Origin of the sequence: Flavobacterium pallidum, from assembly GCF_003097535.1 — a bacterium.
Classification (GTDB): Bacteria; Bacteroidota; Bacteroidia; order Flavobacteriales; family Flavobacteriaceae; genus Flavobacterium; species Flavobacterium pallidum.
Map to the genome: position 1 here is coordinate 2,330,264 of NZ_CP029187.1, position 21,942 is coordinate 2,352,205.

General features: G+C 43.7%; 20 protein-coding genes and 1 riboswitch. Of the genes, 7 read left to right on the forward strand and 13 right to left on the reverse strand.

Annotated elements, in window-relative coordinates; genetic code table 11:
- Positions 1 to 207: 207 nt before the first annotated feature.
- A complete protein-coding gene (gene mnmA, locus HYN49_RS09530) occupies positions 208 to 1,395 on the forward strand; it encodes a tRNA 2-thiouridine(34) synthase MnmA (protein ID WP_108903895.1) in 1,188 nt (395 codons plus the stop codon).
- A 126-nt stretch (positions 1,396 to 1,521) separates the two neighbouring features.
- Here mnmA and HYN49_RS09535 read toward each other — a convergent pair whose 3' ends face one another.
- The 9 genes from HYN49_RS09535 to HYN49_RS09575 form a co-directional block, all read right to left on the reverse strand.
- The gene (locus HYN49_RS09535; RefSeq protein WP_108903896.1) at positions 1,522 to 2,703 is read right to left on the reverse strand and encodes a homoserine dehydrogenase; all 1,182 of its coding nucleotides are present in this window, start codon (positions 2,701 to 2,703) and stop codon (positions 1,522 to 1,524) included.
- A gap of 130 nt (positions 2,704 to 2,833) precedes the next feature.
- Positions 2,834 to 4,009 (reverse strand): trans-sulfuration enzyme family protein, encoded by a 1,176-nt coding sequence (locus HYN49_RS09540; protein ID WP_108903897.1) that lies wholly within the window; start codon positions 4,007 to 4,009, stop codon positions 2,834 to 2,836.
- Positions 4,010 to 4,157: 148 nt separating this feature from the next.
- Positions 4,158 to 4,257, reverse strand: a riboswitch (SAM riboswitch).
- 293 nt (positions 4,258 to 4,550) lie between these two features.
- Positions 4,551 to 7,013 (reverse strand): T9SS type A sorting domain-containing protein, encoded by a 2,463-nt coding sequence (locus HYN49_RS09545; protein ID WP_181368939.1) that lies wholly within the window; start codon positions 7,011 to 7,013, stop codon positions 4,551 to 4,553.
- Between the two features lie 84 nt (positions 7,014 to 7,097).
- A complete protein-coding gene (locus HYN49_RS09550; protein WP_108903899.1) occupies positions 7,098 to 7,910 on the reverse strand; it encodes a T9SS type A sorting domain-containing protein in 813 nt (270 codons plus the stop codon).
- A gap of 206 nt (positions 7,911 to 8,116) precedes the next feature.
- Positions 8,117 to 8,515, reverse strand: coding sequence for a nuclear transport factor 2 family protein (locus HYN49_RS09555; protein WP_108903900.1), 399 nt, complete (start codon positions 8,513 to 8,515; stop codon positions 8,117 to 8,119).
- A 251-nt stretch (positions 8,516 to 8,766) separates the two neighbouring features.
- A complete protein-coding gene (locus HYN49_RS09560) occupies positions 8,767 to 9,000 on the reverse strand; it encodes a hypothetical protein (RefSeq protein WP_108903901.1) in 234 nt (77 codons plus the stop codon).
- Positions 9,001 to 9,195: 195 nt separating this feature from the next.
- Positions 9,196 to 10,467, reverse strand: a complete 1,272-nt coding sequence (locus HYN49_RS09565) for a nucleotide-binding domain-containing protein (RefSeq protein WP_108903902.1) — start codon at positions 10,465 to 10,467, stop codon at positions 9,196 to 9,198.
- Between the two features lies 1 nt (position 10,468).
- Positions 10,469 to 10,972, reverse strand: a complete 504-nt coding sequence (locus HYN49_RS09570; protein ID WP_108903903.1) for a Pycsar system effector family protein — start codon at positions 10,970 to 10,972, stop codon at positions 10,469 to 10,471.
- A gap of 188 nt (positions 10,973 to 11,160) precedes the next feature.
- Positions 11,161 to 11,394 carry a hypothetical protein gene (locus tag HYN49_RS09575; RefSeq protein ID WP_146185082.1) on the reverse strand — a complete coding sequence of 78 codons (234 nt, stop codon included), beginning with the start codon at positions 11,392 to 11,394 and terminating at the stop codon, positions 11,161 to 11,163.
- A 227-nt stretch (positions 11,395 to 11,621) separates the two neighbouring features.
- Here HYN49_RS09575 and HYN49_RS09580 point away from each other — a divergent pair, with 227 nt between their 5' ends.
- The 5 genes from HYN49_RS09580 to HYN49_RS09600 all read left to right on the forward strand — a co-directional run bounded on the left by HYN49_RS09580 (position 11,622) and on the right by HYN49_RS09600 (position 17,557).
- Complete coding sequence (locus HYN49_RS09580) at positions 11,622 to 12,518, forward strand: carboxypeptidase regulatory-like domain-containing protein (RefSeq protein WP_108903905.1); 897 nt, start codon at positions 11,622 to 11,624, stop codon at positions 12,516 to 12,518.
- Positions 12,519 to 13,014: 496 nt separating this feature from the next.
- Positions 13,015 to 14,631: a S8 family serine peptidase gene (locus HYN49_RS09585; RefSeq protein WP_108903906.1), complete on the forward strand. Its 1,617-nt coding sequence runs from the start codon at positions 13,015 to 13,017 to the stop codon at positions 14,629 to 14,631.
- Between the two features lie 12 nt (positions 14,632 to 14,643).
- Entirely contained in the window at positions 14,644 to 15,582 is a 939-nt protein-coding gene (locus HYN49_RS09590; protein ID WP_108903907.1) for an NAD(P)H-dependent flavin oxidoreductase, read from the forward strand.
- Between the two features lie 5 nt (positions 15,583 to 15,587).
- Positions 15,588 to 17,198 (forward strand): alkaline phosphatase PafA, encoded by a 1,611-nt coding sequence (gene pafA / locus HYN49_RS09595; protein WP_108903908.1) that lies wholly within the window; start codon positions 15,588 to 15,590, stop codon positions 17,196 to 17,198.
- Positions 17,198 to 17,557 (forward strand): nuclear transport factor 2 family protein, encoded by a 360-nt coding sequence (locus HYN49_RS09600; protein WP_108903909.1) that lies wholly within the window; start codon positions 17,198 to 17,200, stop codon positions 17,555 to 17,557. Before pafA ends, HYN49_RS09600 begins: the two co-directional genes overlap by 1 nt.
- A 135-nt stretch (positions 17,558 to 17,692) precedes the next feature.
- Here HYN49_RS09600 and lysA read toward each other — a convergent pair whose 3' ends face one another.
- The 3 genes from lysA to HYN49_RS09615 form a co-directional block, all read right to left on the reverse strand.
- On the reverse strand, positions 17,693 to 18,901 hold the full coding sequence (gene lysA, locus HYN49_RS09605; protein ID WP_108903910.1) for a diaminopimelate decarboxylase: 1,209 nt from the start codon (positions 18,899 to 18,901) through the stop codon (positions 17,693 to 17,695).
- A gap of 118 nt (positions 18,902 to 19,019) precedes the next feature.
- Complete coding sequence (locus HYN49_RS09610) at positions 19,020 to 19,442, reverse strand: hypothetical protein (RefSeq protein WP_108903911.1); 423 nt, start codon at positions 19,440 to 19,442, stop codon at positions 19,020 to 19,022.
- Positions 19,443 to 19,532: 90 nt separating this feature from the next.
- Complete coding sequence (locus HYN49_RS09615) at positions 19,533 to 19,958, reverse strand: hypothetical protein (RefSeq protein ID WP_108903912.1); 426 nt, start codon at positions 19,956 to 19,958, stop codon at positions 19,533 to 19,535.
- Between the two features lie 245 nt (positions 19,959 to 20,203).
- On the opposite strand from HYN49_RS09615, the gene sucC reads away from it, so the two are divergent.
- On the forward strand, positions 20,204 to 21,397 hold the full coding sequence (gene sucC, locus HYN49_RS09620; protein WP_108905022.1) for an ADP-forming succinate--CoA ligase subunit beta: 1,194 nt from the start codon (positions 20,204 to 20,206) through the stop codon (positions 21,395 to 21,397).
- Positions 21,398 to 21,476: 79 nt separating this feature from the next.
- Here the strand turns inward: sucC and HYN49_RS09625 are convergent, their stop codons facing one another.
- Positions 21,477 to 21,914, reverse strand: coding sequence for a VOC family protein (locus HYN49_RS09625; RefSeq protein WP_108903913.1), 438 nt, complete (start codon positions 21,912 to 21,914; stop codon positions 21,477 to 21,479).
- Between the last annotated feature and the right edge of the window lie 28 nt (positions 21,915 to 21,942).

Consider the following 21,942-nt stretch of genomic DNA (forward strand, 5'->3'; position numbering starts at 1 on the left):
TTTAAAATTATTGATGGCGTGCCCCTGCGGGTCGGGCTATCCACTTGTATCTTTTTCTAACCTTGCAGGATTGGAAAAAGGATACCGTTTCTATCCCTCACGCGGTGGGAAGCATCAGTTTGATTTACGGCATTATAATTTTAAGCAATAGTGGCAAATGTCATTCCCGCAGAATAATTCCTTAAATTTGCACCACAATTTATGGTTATGAAAAGAGTAGTCGTCGGTCTTTCAGGAGGTGTGGATTCCAGTGTTGCAGCTTATTTGCTGCAGCAGCAGGGTTATGAAGTGATTGGCTTGTTTATGAAAAACTGGCATGATGATTCGGTAACGATCTCAAACGAATGCCCGTGGCTCGAAGATAGCAACGACGCGCTACTGGTCGCCGAAAAACTCGGAATCCCGTTCCAGACGGTTGATCTCAGCGAACAATACAAGGAAAAGATCGTCGATTACATGTTCTCCGAATATGAAAAAGGGCGCACACCAAATCCTGACGTGCTCTGCAACCGCGAAATCAAGTTCGATGTCTTCATGAAAATTGCCCTGAGCCTCGGTGCCGATTATGTCGCAACAGGTCATTACTGCCGAAAAGGCGAAACCGAAGTCGGTGGCAAAACCGTATACCAACTCCTTTCCGGAGTCGATAACAATAAGGACCAATCGTATTTCTTATGCCAGCTTTCACAGGAGCAACTGGCAAAGGCCTTATTCCCGATTGGGGAACTCACGAAACCCGAAGTGCGTAAAATAGCTGCAGAAATGGACCTTGTCACTGCTGAAAAAAGAGATTCGCAAGGGCTTTGTTTCATTGGGAAAGTACGTTTACCCGAATTTTTGCAGCAGAAACTCCAGCCCAAGGAAGGACTGATCATCCAGGTTGATAAAAACGATCCCATCTTTTCCATCCCGAAACCTGACACCAGTTCCGAATCGGAATTACTTGCGTTTGAAGCCGCTTCATTGCCATTTGCAGACGCAACAGGAAAAGTCGTCGGCAAGCACCAGGGTGCCCATTATTTTACAAACGGCCAGCGCAAGGGACTTGGCGTAGGAGGGACCACCGAACCCTTGTTCATCATCGCTACTGATGTCGAACGCAACATTGTCTACACCGGACTCGGGAGCGAACATCCCGGCTTGTTCAAAAAAGCACTCTTCGTAAACCAGCCTGAAGTGCATTGGATCCGCGAAGACCTCACTTTAAAACCAGGCGAGACACTGCAGACCATGGCACGTATCCGTTACCGCCAGCCATTGCAGAAAGCGACTTTGCACCAGTTCGAACACGGGATGTACGTGTCGTTTGAAGAGCCCCAATCCGCTATAACCGAAGGGCAGTTTGTGGCCTGGTATGACGGCGAGGAACTGCTTGGCTCGGGAGTGATTTCTTGAATGGATTATAAGACAATAAGATTATAAGACAATAAGATTGTAAGAGATCAAGACGAACGTTGATTATCTATTGATTAATGCAACTTATCTTAAAGTCTTACAGTCTTAAAAGTCTTAAAGTCATTCCTAAATCAACACAAACGACCTTTCTTCATTTTCGTTATGAAGCGCTTTGAGTTTCCCAAACGAGATTTTCCCGGTAATATACCCGCTTTCACCATTTAAATAAGACTCATTTACGCTTGTGAATTCCTGCCGCAATGCTTCCGCAGCGGGTTTTTCATGCCTCAGCAGCACATCGAGTTCGATATTGTCAGTAAGTGTCAAACCCTGCTGCTGGCCTATTTTTTTATACTCATATTTGTAGTCATAACCCAAAGCGGAAATGTCAGACAATACCGCAGAAGCCGTCGGATGGGCACCCGCGCCTTTGCCTACGAAAAACTGCTCGTCAGCAAAACTCGTTTTCGTCACCACGCCATTAAATACATCGTCTACGCTGAAAAGCCTGTTTTCGGGATGCACAAATTTTGGCAGCACAAACGCTGAAACAGTACCATCAGTGTTTTTGAAAGCTTTGGCAATGAGTTTGATTTTCAATCCTTTTTCCTTAGCATATTTCAGCTCCAGTTTACCGATCCTGTCAATCCCGATGTTGAACAGCGCTTCGGGTTTGGCAATGAATCCAAAAGCATGCGCCAGTAAAATCTGCAATTTGTATTTCGCATCAAATCCGCCGGTGTCAAGGATGGGGTTGCTCTCTGCGAAACCTTTTTGCTGCGCCTCGAGCAAAGCGGCTTCATAGCTCAGGTTTTCTGCAAAAGTCTTTGTCAGGATGTAATTCGTAGAGCCGTTCACAATCCCTTCAATCGATTCAAGCAAATCATTGTCGTAATATTCCTCAAGGTTGCGGATTATGGGCAAACTCGCACAACACGCAGCTTCGTACAACAAGGGCACACCATATTCACGCTGCAGTTCCAGCAATTCGGTAAAGTGTTCCGCAATCATTTTCTTATTGGCCGACACCACCGCCTTGCCTTTCTTCAAGGCGGAGGAAACGATTTCAAAAGCCGCATCCGCATCGTCGATCAACTCCACAATCACATTGATTTCGTCATCGTTTAAGAGGTCATTTTTATCAAACGTAAAATTCGAGGGATCGATTTCGCGTTCTTTATCAGTGTTCTTCACACATATTTTCCGGATATCCGCTTTCAATCCCGGCGTTTTCTGCAATACTTCATATAGTCCGAATCCGACGCAGCCAAATCCGAATAATCCTATTTTTAATTTCTTTTGTGACATTTTTTTTATTTTTTTGGCAGACATTTCCCGTTATCGCCGCTATCTTTTTGCCTATCGCGTTTGTAAATTGGCATGAAATCTCCACGAAGGCAAAAAGGATATTGGCTCTACCGGGGCTGCGGTTTAGAGATTAAATTGAGTCTGTGGCAATCAGGACGTTTTCTTTCGCGACTATTAACGCCTGACGTAAATCGTCAATCAAATCCTCCGCATCTTCCAACCCGACCGACAATCTAATCAAACTATCCACCACCCCCGATGCATAACGCTTTTCCCTCGGGATCGATTTATGCGTCATCTCGCAGGGCAGGCAACACAGGCTTTTCACACCGCCCAGGCTTTCCGCCAATTTGAATAATTTCGTATTCGAAACAATGGCTGAAGCCAGTTCCTTATCATCGGTTTTCAGGTCGAAGGCAATCACGCCGCCGAAATATTTCTGCTGGCTTTTAGCAATCCCATGGTTATGGTGCGTTGGCAGGCCGGGATAATACACGTTGGCAATAAGGTCTTCGCTTTGCAGGTATTCCGCAATTTTCTGTGCATTTTCAGCATGTTGTTTGATACGCAATGACAGCGTTTCAATCCCACGGATCACCAGCCAGCTGTCAAAGGGGCCGAGTATTGCACCCGATGCATTCTGGATGAATTTGATTTTAGCACCGAGGTCGTCGTTCGCGGTAATCACCAATCCGGCAATCAGGTCGCTGTGTCCGGAAATGTATTTCGTAGCGCTGTGTACGACAATATCAGCCCCGAAATCAATCGGTTTCTGGGCAATCGGTGACGCAAAAGTATTGTCGACGCAAAATAAAATTTCATTGGCTTTGGCTATTGTCCCAATCGCCCTCAAATCTGAAATCTTCAATGTAGGATTCGTCGGCGATTCAATCCAGATGAGTTTTGTTTTTGCGGAAATGGCATCGGCTACATTTTGTGAATCCGTAGCGTCAACATATGTCACGCTGATCCCGAATTTCTCATAAACCTGCGTAAACAAACGGAACGCACCGCCATAAATATCATCGACAGCGATAATTTCGTCGCCGGCAGACAGTAACTTCACGACAGCATCAATCGCTGCGAGGCCGCTGGAGAATGCAAAGCCGTTCTTGCCGTTTTCAAGTTTTGCGGCAAGATCCTCAAGGACCTTCCTTGTCGGGTTGTTGCTCCGGGCATAATCGAAGCCCTTGTGTACGCCGGGCGCTTCCTGTACAAATGTTGAAGTCTGGTAAATCGGGACGGCAATCGATCCGGTGAGTTCATCTACAGGGATGTAGTTCAAAAGTTGGGTTTGCTCTTTCATCTTTCTGATGGTTTTAAAGATTGTTGTAAATATTTTTGTTGTTAAAAAATATTCCCAACCAGATATCGAAAACGCATAAAATAAAAAATGCGCTCCCGACAAGTCAGAAGCGCACATATATATTTCGAACTATAACGTACAGTTTGCTGGCTTATCTATCCCTTTTCAGGGTTGAATGTGGCACCTTATCTTTCGACAGGTTGCCAAGACGTCATAGGGTCAATTCCCTCGGTCTTTCTGGATAAGAATAATCTTTTAAAGAACTTGCCGCAAAGTTAGCGGATAAGTTTTGGAATATGCAAATTTATTTTTGGATTTTTTTAAAACTAATGTTTTTTCGTTTGATTTACTGCACGTTAGCAATTGGGATTCCTTCAGAATATAGTGCGGGTGACTGAAAAGCATTTTCCGCCATACAATTAAAAAGACAATATGCCTCGGGAATTATTTATTCAAACCTTGACTGCATATCACGGTTTCCCTACTTGATTTTGAATGCGTTTTTGCTAAATTATTTAATCGGAAATCGGTAAAATCCATATCATTTCTTTATGATCTTGCAGGTGTTTTTAGAATGTGAATTCAGGTTTTCGATAACCAATATGTACATTCCGCTTTCCAAAAACGAAAAATCCATTTTATTATCCGGGGTTTTCCTTTCATGAATCAATTTACCGTCTAAGGTAAATAATTGCAGTTGGTAATCCATATTATTTTCGCCATCCCAATGGATAGCATTCGTAAAAGGATTAGGGAAAATTTTTAAATGGTTACTATCGGCAGTTTCTGCTACTGAAAGCGTATTTGAGGAATTGATGTAAACCGATACCAGACCACTGACAAAATTTGGTTTACTGACAAATAAGTCTTTTTTCTTGTCCCCGTTGTAATCGAATAATAATAAATCTGCCCTGTCTTGAAAATAGGTATCGAACGAGTCTATTCCAAATTTTGTAAAATTTGTAAAATCTGTAGTTCTGTAATAAAAAATATCACTTGAGTAGGAATTTGGGTTATAATTCGTTGCATAGATTTCATATTTTCCATCTCCATCATTATCGTCGAACGCTATGTCATGGATATTGATGTTTTCGATAACAATTTTGTGAAAATTATTTTGGCCATCATTTCTATAAAATAAAAAAGGCCTTGTACTTTTATCATATATAAAAAAATCCAAATCGCCATCCTGATCGAAGTCCTTTATTTTAACCACTCCATCGCCATAATTGCCTGTCAGGCTTGCGATGTTTATGGCAGAGAAAACACCGTTCTGATTTTCAATTAAAATGACTTCATAATGGTATGCATTATTAGAATAATAATCACTTAGCATCAGGATATCACTGGTACCGTTATTATTTACATCACCAAAATCCAATGAGACCGTATCAACATCATGGGGATAATTAAAAGATATGGGTTGGATACTACCAAAGTCAATACCATTATTTTTTGCCCACATGAGTTCGTCGCCGGCGATATAAGGGTTTTTTTGAAAAAGCAAATCCCTGAACCCGTCGTTGTCAATATCTGCAAAATGCATTTTTGCCGTTAAGACAGGGATAGCAACATTTTGCACATATACAAAATGATCGTCTCCTAAATTTCTAAAAACTTTTGCGTACATGTCTGAAGAACTGTAATCAATAACATCGCCCACGCCGTCATTGTCAAAATCCATAATGTAATTCAAAGTATACATTGAGGCATTCGGGTTCACCATTACGCCTATTAAATTTTTTATGGCACCATATTCATTATTAACCATCGTTTTGAAATAACCCAATCCGTTCTGCTGCCCTATACAAACATCTTCCGCGCCATCACCATCCATATCAACTACCGTAAATCCATCTGTATTGATGGTTTGTTGTATACACTGGGTCTGGTCCGACAAATTATCGATGTCATAATTCACAAGGATCATGTTTTGTGAGTTGGAACTGGAGGAAAACACAAAATCAATAGCGCCATTATCATTAAGGTTGAGAAATTTATAATTGCCCAGCGTGAATACATTAATATCGAAGTCCGGCAATACCGCCTGAGGAGCGCTGAAAACCCCATTGCTGATATTGAATTTGTAGACGTCTGAATGATGCAATTGGGATTCTAAGGCAATGTAAACATCATAAACCCCGGCCGCTGTATTTTTGATAAATATGGCGCTGCCATTATTGGAAAATGTATAATATGAAATCCCTGGCGCAACAACCGAATCATTGATGACAATAACCTGATGTGTAGTGGGATCAAATCCGAAATATCTAGCCCTGATGGCGTCATTTTCCCAATATAAGACATCGTTATATCCATTTCCGTCGATGTCCAGTATTCCGTAATCTTCGAAGCTTGAAGTTATCTGAAGGGAGTCGGATACAACGAAGGTGCCATTGTTATTGATGTAAATTTTCAAACTATAGAAGTCGCGCACATATAAATCATAGTCACCGTCATTATCAATGTCATCGATTTTGTATATGTTCGTAGAGCCAAATCCCACTTCCATTAAATATTGTGCGGGTAAAAAACCACCATTCTGGTTGTTTAGCAGCACATAAGCGTCACCGTCATTATTTTTTACGATCAAATCAATAAAACCGTCGTTATTGTAGTCGAACTTAATCGGGGATATAGAATAGGAACCGGCAAAGCTCAGCAATGTTTGTTCCTCACTAAAGGTGTCATTGTGCAGATTATATAAAACTCCAATGGTGTCAAATGTATGATACGTAATCAGGTCGGGATAACCGTCGTTATTCATATCCAAAGACACAATAGGACTTACACCACTGGCTACAAGTGTTGGCAATTTTAAATTTAAATCCCCATTTTCATTTTTTTGCAGCAATACATTTCTTTCATTAAAGGTCCTGTATTTTATCAGGTCGATATCATTGTCGTTGTCAAAATCATCATAAATAATATCAACGCTTAATGAATCAACGTCATAAATGTTGACCCTTTCATCAAAATGTACCTGTCCGTAAATGGGACACATCACAAGCCATATAACAACTAAAAATATTTTTCTTTTCATAATAAGGATACTTAATAAACTATATTCCGCTGATCGATTTTGCTCTTAATTTTGTACGATAAACTGACTCGTTGAAATCCTCCCGGAATTGCCGGACACTTCGCATACGTAAGTCCCCGCCGATAAACTCCCGGTATCTAATTCTATCGTATTAAAGTGATTGTCCACCTCAAAAGTCTTTACAGGTTGTCCGGACATATTGTAAATGGTGACCTTGCCAATTTTCACATTTCCGGGCAACGTGTACGCAATGCTGATCTTATTGTTTTTCGTCGGATTTGGAAACAATCTGATATCAGGATGAATGATTTGAGAATCCGGCTCATGCAACGCCAGCGGAAGCGAACCCGGCAGGCTGTACACTTTTGCCGCATGGTCGGCTGAGGAATTCAGGATCATTTTCGTGCCGCCTGGTGCCGTGAAAATAGCATTGATCGCGTCTGAAGGTTCGTTTTCAGCCAGCCAGGCAGGAACTTCCCCAATCCTTTCAAATAAAATGGTCCCATCTTCATTATAGATTCTTGTAAGGTGTGTCGTGTCATCGAGGTTTCCGTAACTCACCATAAACTCCACTCCGTTGTCCAGGTCAAAGGTTTTTTCAGAGATATACCAGACAGTGACCCTCCCGGCATCAGGGTAAGGATCAAACGCCATGCTCTTAAAAATAGAATGGTCAGGATTGTACAATACCACCTGATTGGCATCTGGATCCACCATGCGGTACTTAAATCCGGAATCACTGAGATTGATTCCGGCCATTGCAGCCATAGAATTCGGATAAGTATGTTCCAGTGATATCTGTGAAACACCAGATTGGAACAATGCCATCGTAAATAAAAGCGTAAAGATTTTTTTCATTTTGGTTTAGGATTTTGGAATTGGTTAAAGGTTATCGCTTTCTCCGTATCGCACAATATCGGCAAATCTTTCGGGGCTTATGCGAAGTTAACGATTTTTGGACGCTCCCGCAGCGGATGCCATGCAAACCGAAGTTATACAAAAACATCCTCATTTTACAAACACCAACCACATCCGGAACCCAAACCGCCCCCCGCAGCCTTATTCTACTCCAAAGGCTCAAAGCAATCATAATTCCTCTGCCGGAATATCTTACCCTCCTTAAATTCAAAAAACTGTGCAAAATAAGCCGTCATCTGGTCCCCGGGGCCGAGCTTTCCCAGCGCAATGGACAGCGTGCCTTTCCATACCGCTTCCAGGATGACGGTATCGTCAAAGCTGTAAAGCTTCTTGATTTCATAATCTTCCTTAGACATGATTTTGCGGCCCCGTTCAGAGCCGGCTTTCAAATCCCCAAGAGTCCTTATGGCCACATTTTTCGTAACCAGGTTGGGATATTCGACCTGTTCCGCATCGCGGTGGTAAAAGGTCTCAAATGCGTCTTCACTGCGCCGCTCCGACATCATCCTGAGAAACGCAACTACCGTTTTTTCATTTTCGTTCATGGGTGGATTTGAAATTAGGCTTAGTATTTTATGTCTTTAGGCCCATATCGGCATTGAAAACAGTCCAAAAGCTTAGTTATTCGGATTTGTAAAAAGGAGTTATGGGATAAGTTGGTTCCTTTTACAGGGTTAGGAATAAGGAAATAAATTCACACCGTAGATTTAATTTTTTATTACCATTAATTAATAATAAATGTTTAAAAATTCAGATAAGATAATTTTTATTACCGCCTGCTTTTTCTAATTTTAAATCAACCATTATACTCTCTTTTTGCATTGTTTAATATGTCAGCAGTCGAAGGTTGCGGTGGATTAACAATTTGTTTAATTTCATCGACTTTTAAACTTGTAGTCAAAAATGTTTCTTTACATCCTCCTTTAAAAAATATAGTTCTAAATTCTATATGATCAACTATCCCCGCAATTTCTTTGGGATCAATGTGCCAATCTGCTCCAGTAGTTGATTCAATTTTAATTAATTTCATTTTACTTACTTTAAAGTTTTTTCAAATCTACTACTTTTTGGCGTTCGTTTTTAGGGAAAAGAGTTAACGTTCCTATCAACAAATCAGTTGCTATTTTTGAAGACATGCATCTCGGCTGGACAAAATGAAATTATGGAAAAAGACCTTTCATTTTACAAAAGAGGAGAAGCTACATCAACAGCTGTTTGTAGAGTCTTAATACACTATTACAGGAAATTCAATATTTTGATTTTCTGAATGAGGTCGGCAAATTTTACATTGAATTTTATGTAATCCAAGATACTTAGCATCAACAGAACAATGTGTTAAGTTTTTTGATTCTTTATCAATTTCTTGTGTTACATTTTTGTCTAATGCTGCTTCTGAACCGGTATTAAAGATTGTCCATTTTAGTTCCTCAAAATTTTTACGTGTGTATGCATGTCCTGTTTCAAATAGCTTGAATACAATTTTAGAGCCTTTAGGAATACCATTTGCATTTGGAAAATATTTAAATGTGGTATTTTCGAAGGTGTATTCACATTCAAGATAAATATGTTTTTTTTCATGTTTAAGATTCCCATTCGTCAATTTTTTGAAGTTTGGATGAATACTCAGGTAGTTCTTCCATTCAAAAACGTAAAATTTGTACGTTAGGGTTGAAGTCACATAATAAACTTCCTCTCGGGTATTTTTATCATTGTAATAATTGCTAATTTCGTTCCTTGTCAAATCTAAAGCTTGAACAATATTATTTCCAATAATTATGGAATTGTCAAAAGCTTTTGCTTGCAACTTTGCAGCCATATCTGTATGAAGACTTGTGGTTGTAAGCTCATCGCAGCCATACAATCCATAGTAAGACCAAAGAACATTTTTATCGTCACCGTAATCGATACCAATTCTAACTCTTAAAGGTTTGATTTCATTTTTTTTAAATATATCAGCTAAATCTGTAGAGACGAAATGTGCTAATATCGATGAAGCATTTAAAGCATTCACAATCGAATTCACGGGCTGTCGATTTCTTCTCACAAACGATATAAAGACTCCATCACCCTGAAGGCGTTGAATATGTCCGCCAAATTGGTTTGCGACCAAAACTACTAGTGAAATTAATGTGTCTTTAATGAGTCTTATTTCTGGCAAAGTATAGTTGTCGACTAATTTGGTTGAACCTTTGATGTCAACAAACATCGAAACACAATGGTGCATTAAGTAGTTAGTGTGATCTAGATCGTGAAAGTCAGGATGACTGCCAATCGTAACTTTTTCGAATGCATAATCATTTGATCCAAAATTTTCTAGTATAAAGTTTCGGTCATATTCGATGAGAGTTTTGTTCGTTTCATATTTAACCGGAATAGTCAAATTTTCAGAATTTTCGTTAGCCTTACTAAAAGTATGTAATTCTCTTGTCGAGAAATTGCGATTTTTTGATAAAATTGTATCAATTGTTGAAAGCGAATTTGTAAATGTTGGGCTCATATTAGACTAAGATCAAGATAAATATTGCGAGGAATATTACAAGTTCAAGATAAATTATATGCATTGATATATCTAACATTTTATATTTTCGCGTTACGCCTTTAGCAAGCACGAATGCTTGTGTTGCTAGATCTTCTGCAAATTTATTGTCGTCGAGTTTAGATAATGAAGATATATATTCTTTTGCGTTTTCAAATTTGCTAACTGATCCGAAATATATATGTGAATGATATTCATCTTTAGAAGAATTGCCAGAAAGGGTATATGGGAATAAAGCTCGGATTGTAAAAAATAATATAACGAGTGCTGCAAAACATAGGGTTAACAAAAGAATTTCGAAAAAGGGGTGATAATCAAGGTTTATTTTTTCTGAAATAAATGTTCTGTTAACTAGAACCGCTCCGACAATGAATGTATTCAATGTGACAATAAATGAACCTTTTACATTTGAAAAGTTAATATAATTGTCGTAACGAGTAATAATGTATTTAAGTTTTTCTTCCATATTATTCATTATGATAAATTAAAAATTTTCTACTAACCCTCAAATATACCCAAACTTTTCCTACACAATCCCAAATCCCCAAAATAAACGACAACAAACATCTATCAACGACCATCTACAACTACAACCCACAAAAACGTCCCAAACCCACCACATACTTTTGTAACCCCGCCATCAACCTTCGCGCCTCAACCATCAACCTTCGCGTTCCAACCATCAACCTTCGCGCCCTCGCCATGGACGTTCGCGTCCTTGCCACCGACGTTCGCGTGCCCGCCACCGACGTTCGCGCCCACGCCATCGACGTTCGCGCCCCTGCCATCGACCTTCACGTCCCCGCCATCGACGTTCGCGTGCTCGCCACTGACGTTCGCGCCCGCTCCATCAATCTTCGCGTTCCTTCCATCGACGTTCGCGCCCATGCCATCGACGTTCGCGCGCCGGCCATACGGTGTGCTGTCGCTGCCGGGAAACACATCATGCCCGAATTGACATTTAATCACAAAAAATCACATATTTTAAAACATAATACTGTTAAAGTTGTTATAAAGGTAAATTAGTAACAAAATATTAAGAAATAAACTGCTTATTTCGTCGCATGGTTCGCCAGAAGCGAGCCAATATTCCTAACCCATAACACTTTATAAAGATGAATGGAAAGCAAAAAAACAAGCTCGCGTCATACATCGTGACCGCAGCCATCGAAACCGAAGCCGATCCGGCAATCCTCGCCCAAATGCCCGATGCCCTGCTGCATCTCGCGGCCCTCAGGGCCGCCATTGCAAAGATCGAGCAGGCATCCGCAGCACAGCTGCACTACGCCCAGCGTGCCACCGGCAACAAGAAGGAGGCGCGCCTCGCGCTCGAAGAGGCCGTGTTCAACAGTGCCGCAGCGCTCTGTGCCCTGAGCACCAGGCTGAAGGATGTGACCCTCGCAGAGGAATGGAACCTGAGTGTCAACACGCTCCAAAAGATGAGGGACCACAACCTGTTCGCCACCGCCACCAACCTCGTCACGGCAATGCAGCCCTACGCCACCCAGCTCGAGGCCTACGGCATCCCAAAAAGCGGCAACACCGTCCTCACCGACACCATCGCGCTTTTCGGCGCGCTGATGCCAAAGCCACGCGAGAACCAGCTCAGCGAAAAGGAAGCCTCGCTACAGCTCCTCGAAGGCTTCAACGACGCACAGGCCGCCGCGACCGCGCTCGATACGCTCGCCAACATGCTGCGCAAGCGCGAACCGGCCTTCTATGCCGACTACCGCAACCGCCGCACCGCAATCAAAACCGCCGCACGCCCTTATGCCGCCACGGGCAGCGTGACAGACAACACCGGCAACCCGCTGCGATACGTCAGCGTCGCCATCGATGGCCTTCCGGACACGGTCAGGACCACCGATAAAGGCAACTTCCGCTTTCAGACCCTTCCGGACGGCGTCCACATCCTGCACTTCCGCCTTCACGGCTACCAGGACCAGTCCCACGCCATTTCCGTGAACCAGCACCGCAGCGACCGCATGGCCATCGAGCTCAGGGAGTCATAATTGGCGGTACCCTCAAGTCCCCCCAATGCGCCGACCCCTACGGCGCTTTTTTTATGCCAGTCTCCCAACCCTGCATTCAAACTTCCACCCGTAATATGGATCAGGTACTCAACCCCAAACTGTCACCGTGACTGAAGCTGCGACTGCAACTGGAGCATGTCACTCCGCGCTTCCGCTTCGAAGCGGGCACCTGCATTCCGAAGATTCCGTTAAAAAATCAAAACTGTCTGAGCGCAGCGAGTTTTTTGATTTGCTTCGCCTGTTCGCGCTAATGCGCTCGGGTTAGGAATCAAGGAATAGCAGCTCGCTGACCCGAGGCCAGCGGCCGAACTGGGCGTAGCCAGAAGGGGGTGAGGCTTGAATTTTTGCTTCTTTTGTTTAGCTCCGCTCAGTCGGCTGCGCCTATGGTCAAGACAAAAGAAGAAATAAGACCATACTTCCAAACTCACCGACATCCAAACTTTTTCCCTAAATTTGAACTATCTTTTCAAATGCTATGAAAAAAGTTATCCTCATACTATTCCTAACCCTCTCCACGGCACTGTCAGCACAACAGGATGCCTGGATATACTTCACCGACAAGCCCAACGCCGCCACCTACCTCGCCAATCCCCTGACCATGCTCACGCAAAGGTCCCTCGACCGCCGCGCCGCACAAAATATCGCACTGGACCTCAAGGATGTTCCCATCAGCCAGGATTACATCAATACGCTATCGTCGACACCCGGCGTGACCGTGTACGCCAAATCGAAATGGCTGAACGCCGTACACGTTCGCGGTACCGTCGCCGACATACAGTCATTGCTGGATTACACCTTCGTAAGTGCCATAGATTTCGCCGATGATGCGCTTGACACCAACGGCAACAGGCCCGCCATGTCCCACCGCCCCGCATCGTTCCTCAAGGCGCAGGAAATCATGGTCAACCTGCCCTACGGCAATTCGCAGAACCAGGTAGCCATGCTCCACGGCAACCAGCTCCATATCGATGATTACACGGGTGCCGGAAAGGTCATTGCCGTACTCGATGCAGGCTTTCCCGGCGTAGATGTGCTCGATGCCTTTTCGCGGCTGCGCAACAACAACCACATCCTCGGCGGCTATGATTTTGTAAACAGGGCGCCAAACTTCTATACGTCAAACAACCACGGCACGGCAGTACTCTCCACCATGGGCGCGTACGTGGAGAACCAGATGGTCGGCTCCGCCCCCGATGCCGATTATTACCTCTTTATCACCGAAAGCAATCTTGACGAAAACCCCTTAGAGGAATCACTTTGGGTCGAAGCCGCGGAAGAAGCCGATCGTTTGGGTGTAGACATCATCACGACATCATTAGGGTATTTTCACTTCGTAAACGCTGCATACAACTATGATTACAACGATATGAATGGTACCAAGGCGTTTATTTCACGCGGTGCCGACATCGCTTTTACCCGCGGCATTGTCGTAGTGGCTTCGGCCGGGAATTCCGGTGCCAGCGCTACCGACCCGCATATCGGTGTCCCCGCCGATGCCCTGAACGTACTGGCGGTAGGCGCGGTAGATGCCAATGAGCAACATGCTGTCTTCAGTTCCATCGGTCCAAGTGCCGACGGACGTGTAAAACCGGACATCACCGCCCAGGGCGAACAGGCCATCGTAGTAAACAGTTCCGGCGAGATACAGGCGGCCAACGGGACGTCGTTTTCAGCACCCATTATCGCGGGGCTCACAGCCTGTCTCTGGCAGGCATTACCCGATAAGTCCAATGCAGAGATCGTCAGCCTGATCCGGCAATCCGCAGACCATTACACCAACCCCGATGCACTCTACGGTTATGGTATTCCCGATTTTGCCGCTGCTGTCATTGCCGCCGGTATCGATGATAATGTACTGCCTTCGTATGCCGTTTATCCCAACCCGGTAAAAGAAACGCTTTCCATTAAAACCGCTGATTTTGCTGCCAATGCCGAAATCTATCTTTACAACACCACCGGGCAACTGGTTTTGCAACAGCAGATTACCACAGCGCTTTCGCAGATAAACCTGCAACGACTCGCACAGGGCATATACCTTTACAGAATTTCTGCCGATAACATCCACGCAACCGGCAGGATCATAAAACAATAACCGTTTCTTTCCATGAACAAAATTACAAGCCTTTTTAAAATCCAATACCCCATAATACAAGGTGGCATGATTTGGAACAGCGGCTACAAGCTCGCCAGTGCCGTCAGCAATGCCGGAGGTTTGGGACTGATAGGTGCCGGATCGATGTATCCCGATGTATTGCGCACCCACATCCGGAAGTGTAAAGCCGCAACGGATAAGCCCTTCGGCGTAAACGTCCCGATGCTATACCCGAACATCGAAGAAATCATGAATATCCTTGTTGAGGAAGCGGTAAAGATTGTCTTTACTTCTGCAGGAAATCCTAAAACGTGGACCGCTTTACTGAAAGAAAAAGGCATCACCGTCGTGCATGTCGTCAGCAGTTCCAAATTCGCATTGAAAGCCCAGGAAGCCGGAGTCGATGCTGTCGTAGCGGAAGGTTTTGAAGCCGGCGGGCATAACGGGCGCGAGGAAACGACAACGTTCACCCTGATCCCTATGGTGAAGGAAAAGATCAGCATCCCGTTAATAGCGGCAGGCGGAATCGCCACCGGTAAGGGCATGCTTGCCGCCATGGTACTCGGTGCCGACGGCGTACAGATGGGAAGCCGTTTTGCCGCCTCTATCGAAAGCTCCTCGCATGAGGCATTCAAGCAAATGATCATCGGGCTCGAGGAAGGGGAGACGCATGTTACCTTAAAGGAACTGGCTCCCGTACGATTGATCAAGAACAAATTCTACCAGGATATCCAGGATTTATACACCAAAGCGCCCACCAAAGAAGCGTTGAACGAACTCCTCGGGCGCGCCCGTGCCAAACGCGGCATGTTCGAAGGCGATCTCATCGAAGGCGAACTCGAAATAGGGCAGGTGTCCGGATTGATTCACGACATCAGGCCGGTAAAGGAAATCATCGAAGAAGTCATCACCGACTTTGAAGCGGCCAAAAAACAGCTGCACAACTTTTAAATCATATGAAAAAGAAATTGCTTTTATTACTGCTGATATCGTTAGGCCTCTCAGCACAGCAACGTCCAAAACTGGTGGTCGGGATCGTCGTCGACCAGATGAAGATGGACTACCTGTACCGTTTCTCGAATGACTTCACCGCAAACGGTTTCAAAAAACTCATGAGTGAAGGTTTTGTATTTGAAAACATGCATTACAATTACATGCCCACCTACACCGCTCCCGGGCATGCTTCGATCTACACCGGCACAACGCCTTCGGTACACGGCATCGTCAGCAACGAATGGTATTCTGCCAGTACCGGAAAGGAACGTTACTGCACCGATGATGAAACGGTAACAACCATTGGCGGAGGCACCCGACAGGAAGGTGCCATGTCTCCGAAAAACCTGCTTGCCACCACCATCACTGACGAATTGCGTTTGTCAACAAACTTCAAAGGAAAAGTCATAGGGATGAGCTTAAAGGACCGAGGCGCAATTTTGCCTGCCGGGCATTTTGCCAATTGGGCGTTCTGGTACAGCAAAACAGGCGAATTCATCTCCAGTACTTTTTACGGAACGCAATTGCCGGATTGGGCAACCAATTTTAATGCACAAAAGAGATTCATGCCCTACATCGATAAAGGCTGGGATCTGCTTATGCCAAAAGAAACCTATAATGAAAGCCTCGCCGACGACAATAAATATGAAGGGAAGCTGTATGGCAAATCGCCCGTTTTCCCTTATAATTTAAAGGAAATGTATGCGAATAATGATGCCGGGATTTTACGTGCCACGCCTTTCGGGAATGATTTGTTGCTGGATTTTGCGAAGGAAGCCATCGATAAAGAAGGTTTAGGCTCTGATAATGATACTGATTTCCTGACCGTAAGTTTTTCATCAACAGATTATGTCGGGCACATCATCGGGCCGCGCTCTGTAGAACTTCAGGACACCTACCTTAGGCTGGACCGTAACATTGCCGACCTGATTGCTTATCTCGATAAGAAAGTGGGTAAAGGAAATTACCTGATGTTCCTCACCGCAGACCATGCCGGTGCTGAGAACGTGACCTTCCTGAAAGACAATAAATACAATGTGGCCAACATCCCTTTCGGGGAAATGTCTAAAAACCTGAAGCGGTTTTCGACCGATACTTTCGGCACTGATGTCATTGCCGATTTTTCAAACAACAATGTTTTTCTGAACAGGCAGGCTTTAAAAGACAAATCGCTTGATATGGAAAAAGTAAAAACGTCCCTTTCGGATTACCTGATGACGCTTCCGCAGACAAAGCGCGTCTATTCAAAAGAAGAAATACTGCACGCCACAGGCAATGATTTTTACCTGAATTTTATTGCCAAAGGGTATGATCCACGCGAAAACGGCGACCTTGTCGTCCTATTCCGTCCCGGTTATATTGAATACGGCGCGACGGGGACCTCGCACGGAACTCCATACAGCTATGATACGCATGTTCCGGCGATATTTTACGGCTGGCATATCCATAAAGGCATCTCGCATGATAAGAAAGCGATTACGCAAATCGCCCCGACATTGGCACAAAAACTCAGCATCACTTTCCCAAACGGATCCGAATGCCAGGTATTACCCGAAATTTTAAACCAGCAATAATGATTACAGAAGACTTAGCAAGATCATTTGCCGCAAATTGGGCTGCCGCTTGGAATTCCCACAACCTCGACACCATCCTGTCGCATTATTCGGATGATTTTATTATAGAAACCCCCATGGCTGCCAAACTTTTACCCGATAATGATGGCATCGTTGAAGGCAGGGACAATGTCCGCGCTTATTGGCAAATCGGGCTCGAAAGGATTCCAAACCTGCATTTTGAAATCATTGATGTTTTAACAGGCATCAACAGCCTGACGATTTATTATATCAATACAGCAACGGGCCGTAAATCGGCAGAAAATCTTTTCTTTAATGAAGCAGGCAAAGTACATCGCGCTTTTGTGATGTATTCTTAAGTGAAGTAAACCGTAAAGTGCGCAAAGATTTCGCAAAGTTTTCAAAACATAGCGTCACTTCCGCCACTCCTTTGTGACTTTGCGGTTAAAAAGCAATTCACCGCAAGTACGCAAAGATTTCGCAAGGTTAAAAAATTACTCAATATCAATCGCAACCTGATTTTTCAGCAAATCTTCAAGAGTCTCCCTTTCCCTGATTAAAATCCCTTTCCCTTTATACCAAAGCACTTCTGCGGGTTTAAACCTCGAATTGTAATTTGACGACATCGAAAAGCAATACGCACCAGCATTGTGGAAACACAAAATATCCCCTTCATTGATTTCGTGGATGCGGCGGTTGTTGGCAAACGTATCGGTTTCGCAGATGTACCCTACGACGGTATAAAAACGCTCTTTGCCCTTCAGGTTGGAAATGTTTTCGATGTGGTGCTGCGATCCGTACAGCATCGGGCGTATCAAATGGTTGAAACCGCTGTCGATGCCTGCAAATACAGTTGATGTGGTTTGTTTGACTACATTTACTTTGGCCAGAAAGAATCCCGCTTCACTGACAAGGAATTTTCCCGGTTCAAATGCCAATGTCAATGCGCGGCCATATTCTTTTTCAAAAGCATTGAACCTTTTCGACAATTTTTTACCTAATTCCTCAATATCGGTCTGGATATCGCCTTTTTTATAAGGTACCTTGAATCCGCTTCCGAAATCGAGAAAATCCAATTCCCTGAAATTTTTAGCAGCATCAAAAAGGATTTCTGCGGCATATAAAAATACTTCGATATCCAGGATATCGGAACCCGTATGCATATGGATGCCGTTAATATGCATGCCGGTATTTTCAACAATCCTTAAGATATGCGGCATCTGGTGGATCGAAATCCCAAACTTGCTGTCGATATGCCCCACAGAAATGTTGCTGTTCCCACCAGCCATCACATGGGGATTAATGCGGATGCAAACGGGAACTTTCGGATGCTTGGTGCCGAAATGCTCTAATACCGAAAGATTGTCGATGTTGATCTGTACGCCCAATTGCGCGGCTTCCTCGATTTCTTCAAACGATACGCCATTCGGGGTGTAGATGATTTTCTCAGCTTCAAAACCGGCATGCAACCCCAGTTGCACTTCCTGGATTGAAACGGTATCCAGTCCAGCACCGATGTTCTTAAACAGCCTTAAAATTGAAATGTTGGATAAAGCCTTAACTGCATAATTAATCCTTAGGCTATTGACTTTCGAAAATGCTGAAGTAAGTCGTGTATATTGCGATTCGATCTTTTGGGCGTCATATACGTAAAGCGGACTCCCGAATTGCTCCGATAACGATAATAAGTCTTTTGGCTGCATACTGTAAAGTTTTTTACAAAACTATAGCAATCGTTCATTGCAGCCAAAAGACTTATCAGGAAATAACAAAATGTAACAAATAGTTTTATTTGTAACCGTAGCAATCGAATTTACATGTTTATTCAACAAAATCCAGCATCAGCCCGTCAGTATGAACCTGGCTGATGGTCAGGCCGGTGTCTGTCCTTGAAAAACAGCCAAAGTCACTACCATCAATGACCAGTGTTTTACGGCACGGTGATTCGCCTACAGCATCAACAATCTGGTAAGTGTATGTTCCGCTGGCTAGGCTGCCATCAAACCCGTCCGGGTTATGGTTGTTCACTACAGTAAGGGTATTAGCCTGGATATTGAAAGTCCAGACAATTTCACCTTGCGGGATATTGTAAACAGTTCCGGAAATGCCTCCATAGGCTTTAGTCATTTTCCAGGTGCCCAGCAGTACTTCTTCTGAGCCATCGCTTGGCGCTCCTTCGGTATCATTACAACTCCATAAAGAGACTGCGATAAATAAAAGGGTAATAAATTTAAGGGTTTTCATAATTTACGTGTTTGGATTCAGACGTAAAATTATGAAAACCCTTACAACAGGCTTTAGCTTTAAACCAGACTTTATTGCAACATTTACGGTTTAAAAAAGTATAACCTCGGGCATGGGCACCAATTGATATCCGACACCATCTGCAAATCCATCACTGATTTGTATCTCCTGTGGAGAAACTGAAGCGCATCCAAACACTGCCGTCCCTATAGTAATTTTCTTAGGGCAGCCTTCCACCTCATTGCTATTCTGTACGGTGTAATTGTACTTCCCGCTGGGCAGCCCTGAAAGCTTATCGGTATCGGTGACGGTATTCACAATGTCCACGGTATGGTTTTTGTGAAACGTCCAGGTGATTTCGCCAAAAGCAAATGTATCGGTGCGCCCACTGATGGTGCCGTTTCCGGATGTGAGTGCCCATTCGCCGGAGAGGGTCTGGGTATTGATGTCGTCATCATTGCAGGATGCAAAACACATGGCAATTAATAAAATCGGTAGCAGTAAGATCTTTTTCATAACAATTGTATTAGGTGGTTTCGTATGAGATTTCGAAATCCGGAAAAGGTTGCCTGATATGCCGCGGATTTTTAGCCCTGATCGCAGGTGGTATCCTTTTTCCTGCTCTTTTAGCAGGGAAAAGATAAAGCCGCAGAGCAGGATAGAGCTCCTGATAAAAACGAAAATTTCTTTCCTTAATCAGTATAATTTATTTATTTTTGTGCCACCTGAAACAACAGGCCAAAACAGTCAAAAACTTCATTATGGACATACACGAATACCAGGGAAAAGAAATATTAGCCAGCTATGGCGTAAAAGTACAACGCGGCTATGTGGCCAATAATCCTCAGGAAGCGGTAGCGATGGCGAAACAACTGACGGCAGAAACCGGAACAGGATGGCATGTGATTAAAGCACAGGTCCATGCCGGAGGACGCGGTAAAGGCGGCGGCGTGAAATTGGCTAAAAACCTGCAACAGGTCGAAGAACTGGCTGAGCAAATCATCGGAATGCAATTGATTACCCCACAAACATCCGCTGAAGGTAAGAAAGTACACAAAGTTTTGATTGCTGAGGATGTGTATTATCCTGGTGAAAGCGAAACCTCTGAGTTTTATATGTCAGTCTTGCTGAACAGGGCTAAAGGACGTAACATGATCATGTACTCCACTGAAGGCGGAATGGATATTGAAGAAGTGGCTGAACATACGCCACATTTGATTTTTACTGAAGAAATCGATCCATCTGTAGGATTGCAGGCTTTCCAGGCAAGGAGGATTGCGTTCAACCTGGGACTTTCAGGAAATGCATTTAAGGAAATGGTATCTTTCGTAGGATCTTTATATAGTGCTTATATCGGTTCTGATGCATCAATGTTCGAGATCAACCCGGTGTTGAAAACTTCGGATAATAAGATTATTGCAGTTGATGCGAAGGTAAACCTTGATGACAATGCATTATACAGACACCCGAAATTGGCTGAAATGCGTGATGTACGCGAGGAAAACCCAATCGAAGTGGAAGCAAAAGCTGCCGGATTGAACTATGTTGACCTTGACGGAACCGTAGGCTGTATGGTAAATGGAGCCGGACTGGCGATGGCGACTATGGATTTGATTAAGTATGCCGGTTTTGAGCCTGCGAACTTCCTTGACGTTGGAGGAACAGCAGATGCGAAACGTGTAGAGCTTGCTTTCCGTATCATCCTGAAAGACCCGAATGTAAAAGCTATCCTGATTAATATTTTTGGAGGAATCGTACGTTGTGACCGTGTGGCGCAGGGTGTTATCGATGCATACAAGAATATGGGTGATAGCATTAAAGTGCCGATTATTGTACGTTTACAGGGGACAAATGCTGAGCTTGCCAAAGAAATGATTGACAACTCCGGAATGCCGATTTTATCTGCAGTACAATTCCAGGAAGCGGCTGATCAGGTGAAGGCAGCTTTGGCTTAAGATAATTGACAATTAATAATTGATAATGAAAATCCCGGCTTTGATGGCCGGGATTTTTTATTTAGTTCTTTTAACGTGATTATTTCGCAGGATTTTCATCAAAATTTACCATCCAGTGAATGCCAAACTTATCTGTAAACATCCCGAAATAAGCACCCCAGAATGTATTTTCCATCGGCATCGTTACAGTTCCTCCTGCGGAAAGCCCGTTGAATATGCGGTCCGCTTCTTCACGGCTATCCGTATTGATTGAAACCGAAAAATTATTCCCTACAATGAGTTGATCACCATAATCTCCAGGCGCATCTGAACCCATCAGCACCGTGTCTCCAATCATCAGAGAAACGTGCATAATCAGTTCGCCTTGTTCAGGGCCGCAATTTTTACCATCTTCGGATGGTGGCATGTCCTTGAATTTTCCAATATATGGAAATTCTCCGCCGAATACTGATTTGTAAAAATTAAACGCCGCCTCACAAGTGCCGTTGAACGTTAAATAAGGATTAATTGCTGCCATAGTTTTTAGTTTTAAAATTGGTTGTCAA

Coding starts and splice junctions, on each gene's coding strand:
- HYN49_RS09545 (WP_181368939.1), bottom strand. CDS start 7,013: ATGTGTCCCATTTACGGACAGGTACATTTTGATGAAAGGGTCAACATT.
- HYN49_RS09585 (WP_108903906.1), top strand. CDS start 13,015: ATGAAAAAAGTTATCCTCATACTATTCCTAACCCTCTCCACGGCACTG.
- pafA (WP_108903908.1), top strand. CDS start 15,588: ATGAAAAAGAAATTGCTTTTATTACTGCTGATATCGTTAGGCCTCTCA.
- HYN49_RS09550 (WP_108903899.1), bottom strand. CDS start 7,910: ATGAAAAAAATCTTTACGCTTTTATTTACGATGGCATTGTTCCAATCT.
- HYN49_RS09570 (WP_108903903.1), bottom strand. CDS start 10,972: ATGGAAGAAAAACTTAAATACATTATTACTCGTTACGACAATTATATT.
- HYN49_RS09590 (WP_108903907.1), top strand. CDS start 14,644: ATGAACAAAATTACAAGCCTTTTTAAAATCCAATACCCCATAATACAA.
- HYN49_RS09615 (WP_108903912.1), bottom strand. CDS start 19,958: ATGAAAAAGATCTTACTGCTACCGATTTTATTAATTGCCATGTGTTTT.
- mnmA (WP_108903895.1), top strand. CDS start 208: ATGAAAAGAGTAGTCGTCGGTCTTTCAGGAGGTGTGGATTCCAGTGTT.
- lysA (WP_108903910.1), bottom strand. CDS start 18,901: ATGCAGCCAAAAGACTTATTATCGTTATCGGAGCAATTCGGGAGTCCG.
- HYN49_RS09610 (WP_108903911.1), bottom strand. CDS start 19,442: ATGAAAACCCTTAAATTTATTACCCTTTTATTTATCGCAGTCTCTTTA.
- HYN49_RS09560 (WP_108903901.1), bottom strand. CDS start 9,000: ATGAAATTAATTAAAATTGAATCAACTACTGGAGCAGATTGGCACATT.
- HYN49_RS09555 (WP_108903900.1), bottom strand. CDS start 8,515: ATGAACGAAAATGAAAAAACGGTAGTTGCGTTTCTCAGGATGATGTCG.
- HYN49_RS09535 (WP_108903896.1), bottom strand. CDS start 2,703: ATGTCACAAAAGAAATTAAAAATAGGATTATTCGGATTTGGCTGCGTC.
- HYN49_RS09575 (WP_146185082.1), bottom strand. CDS start 11,394: ATGGGCGCGAACGTCGATGGAAGGAACGCGAAGATTGATGGAGCGGGC.
- HYN49_RS09625 (WP_108903913.1), bottom strand. CDS start 21,914: ATGGCAGCAATTAATCCTTATTTAACGTTCAACGGCACTTGTGAGGCG.
- HYN49_RS09580 (WP_108903905.1), top strand. CDS start 11,622: ATGAATGGAAAGCAAAAAAACAAGCTCGCGTCATACATCGTGACCGCA.
- HYN49_RS09565 (WP_108903902.1), bottom strand. CDS start 10,467: ATGAGCCCAACATTTACAAATTCGCTTTCAACAATTGATACAATTTTA.
- HYN49_RS09540 (WP_108903897.1), bottom strand. CDS start 4,009: ATGAAAGAGCAAACCCAACTTTTGAACTACATCCCTGTAGATGAACTC.
- sucC (WP_108905022.1), top strand. CDS start 20,204: ATGGACATACACGAATACCAGGGAAAAGAAATATTAGCCAGCTATGGC.
- HYN49_RS09600 (WP_108903909.1), top strand. CDS start 17,198: ATGATTACAGAAGACTTAGCAAGATCATTTGCCGCAAATTGGGCTGCC.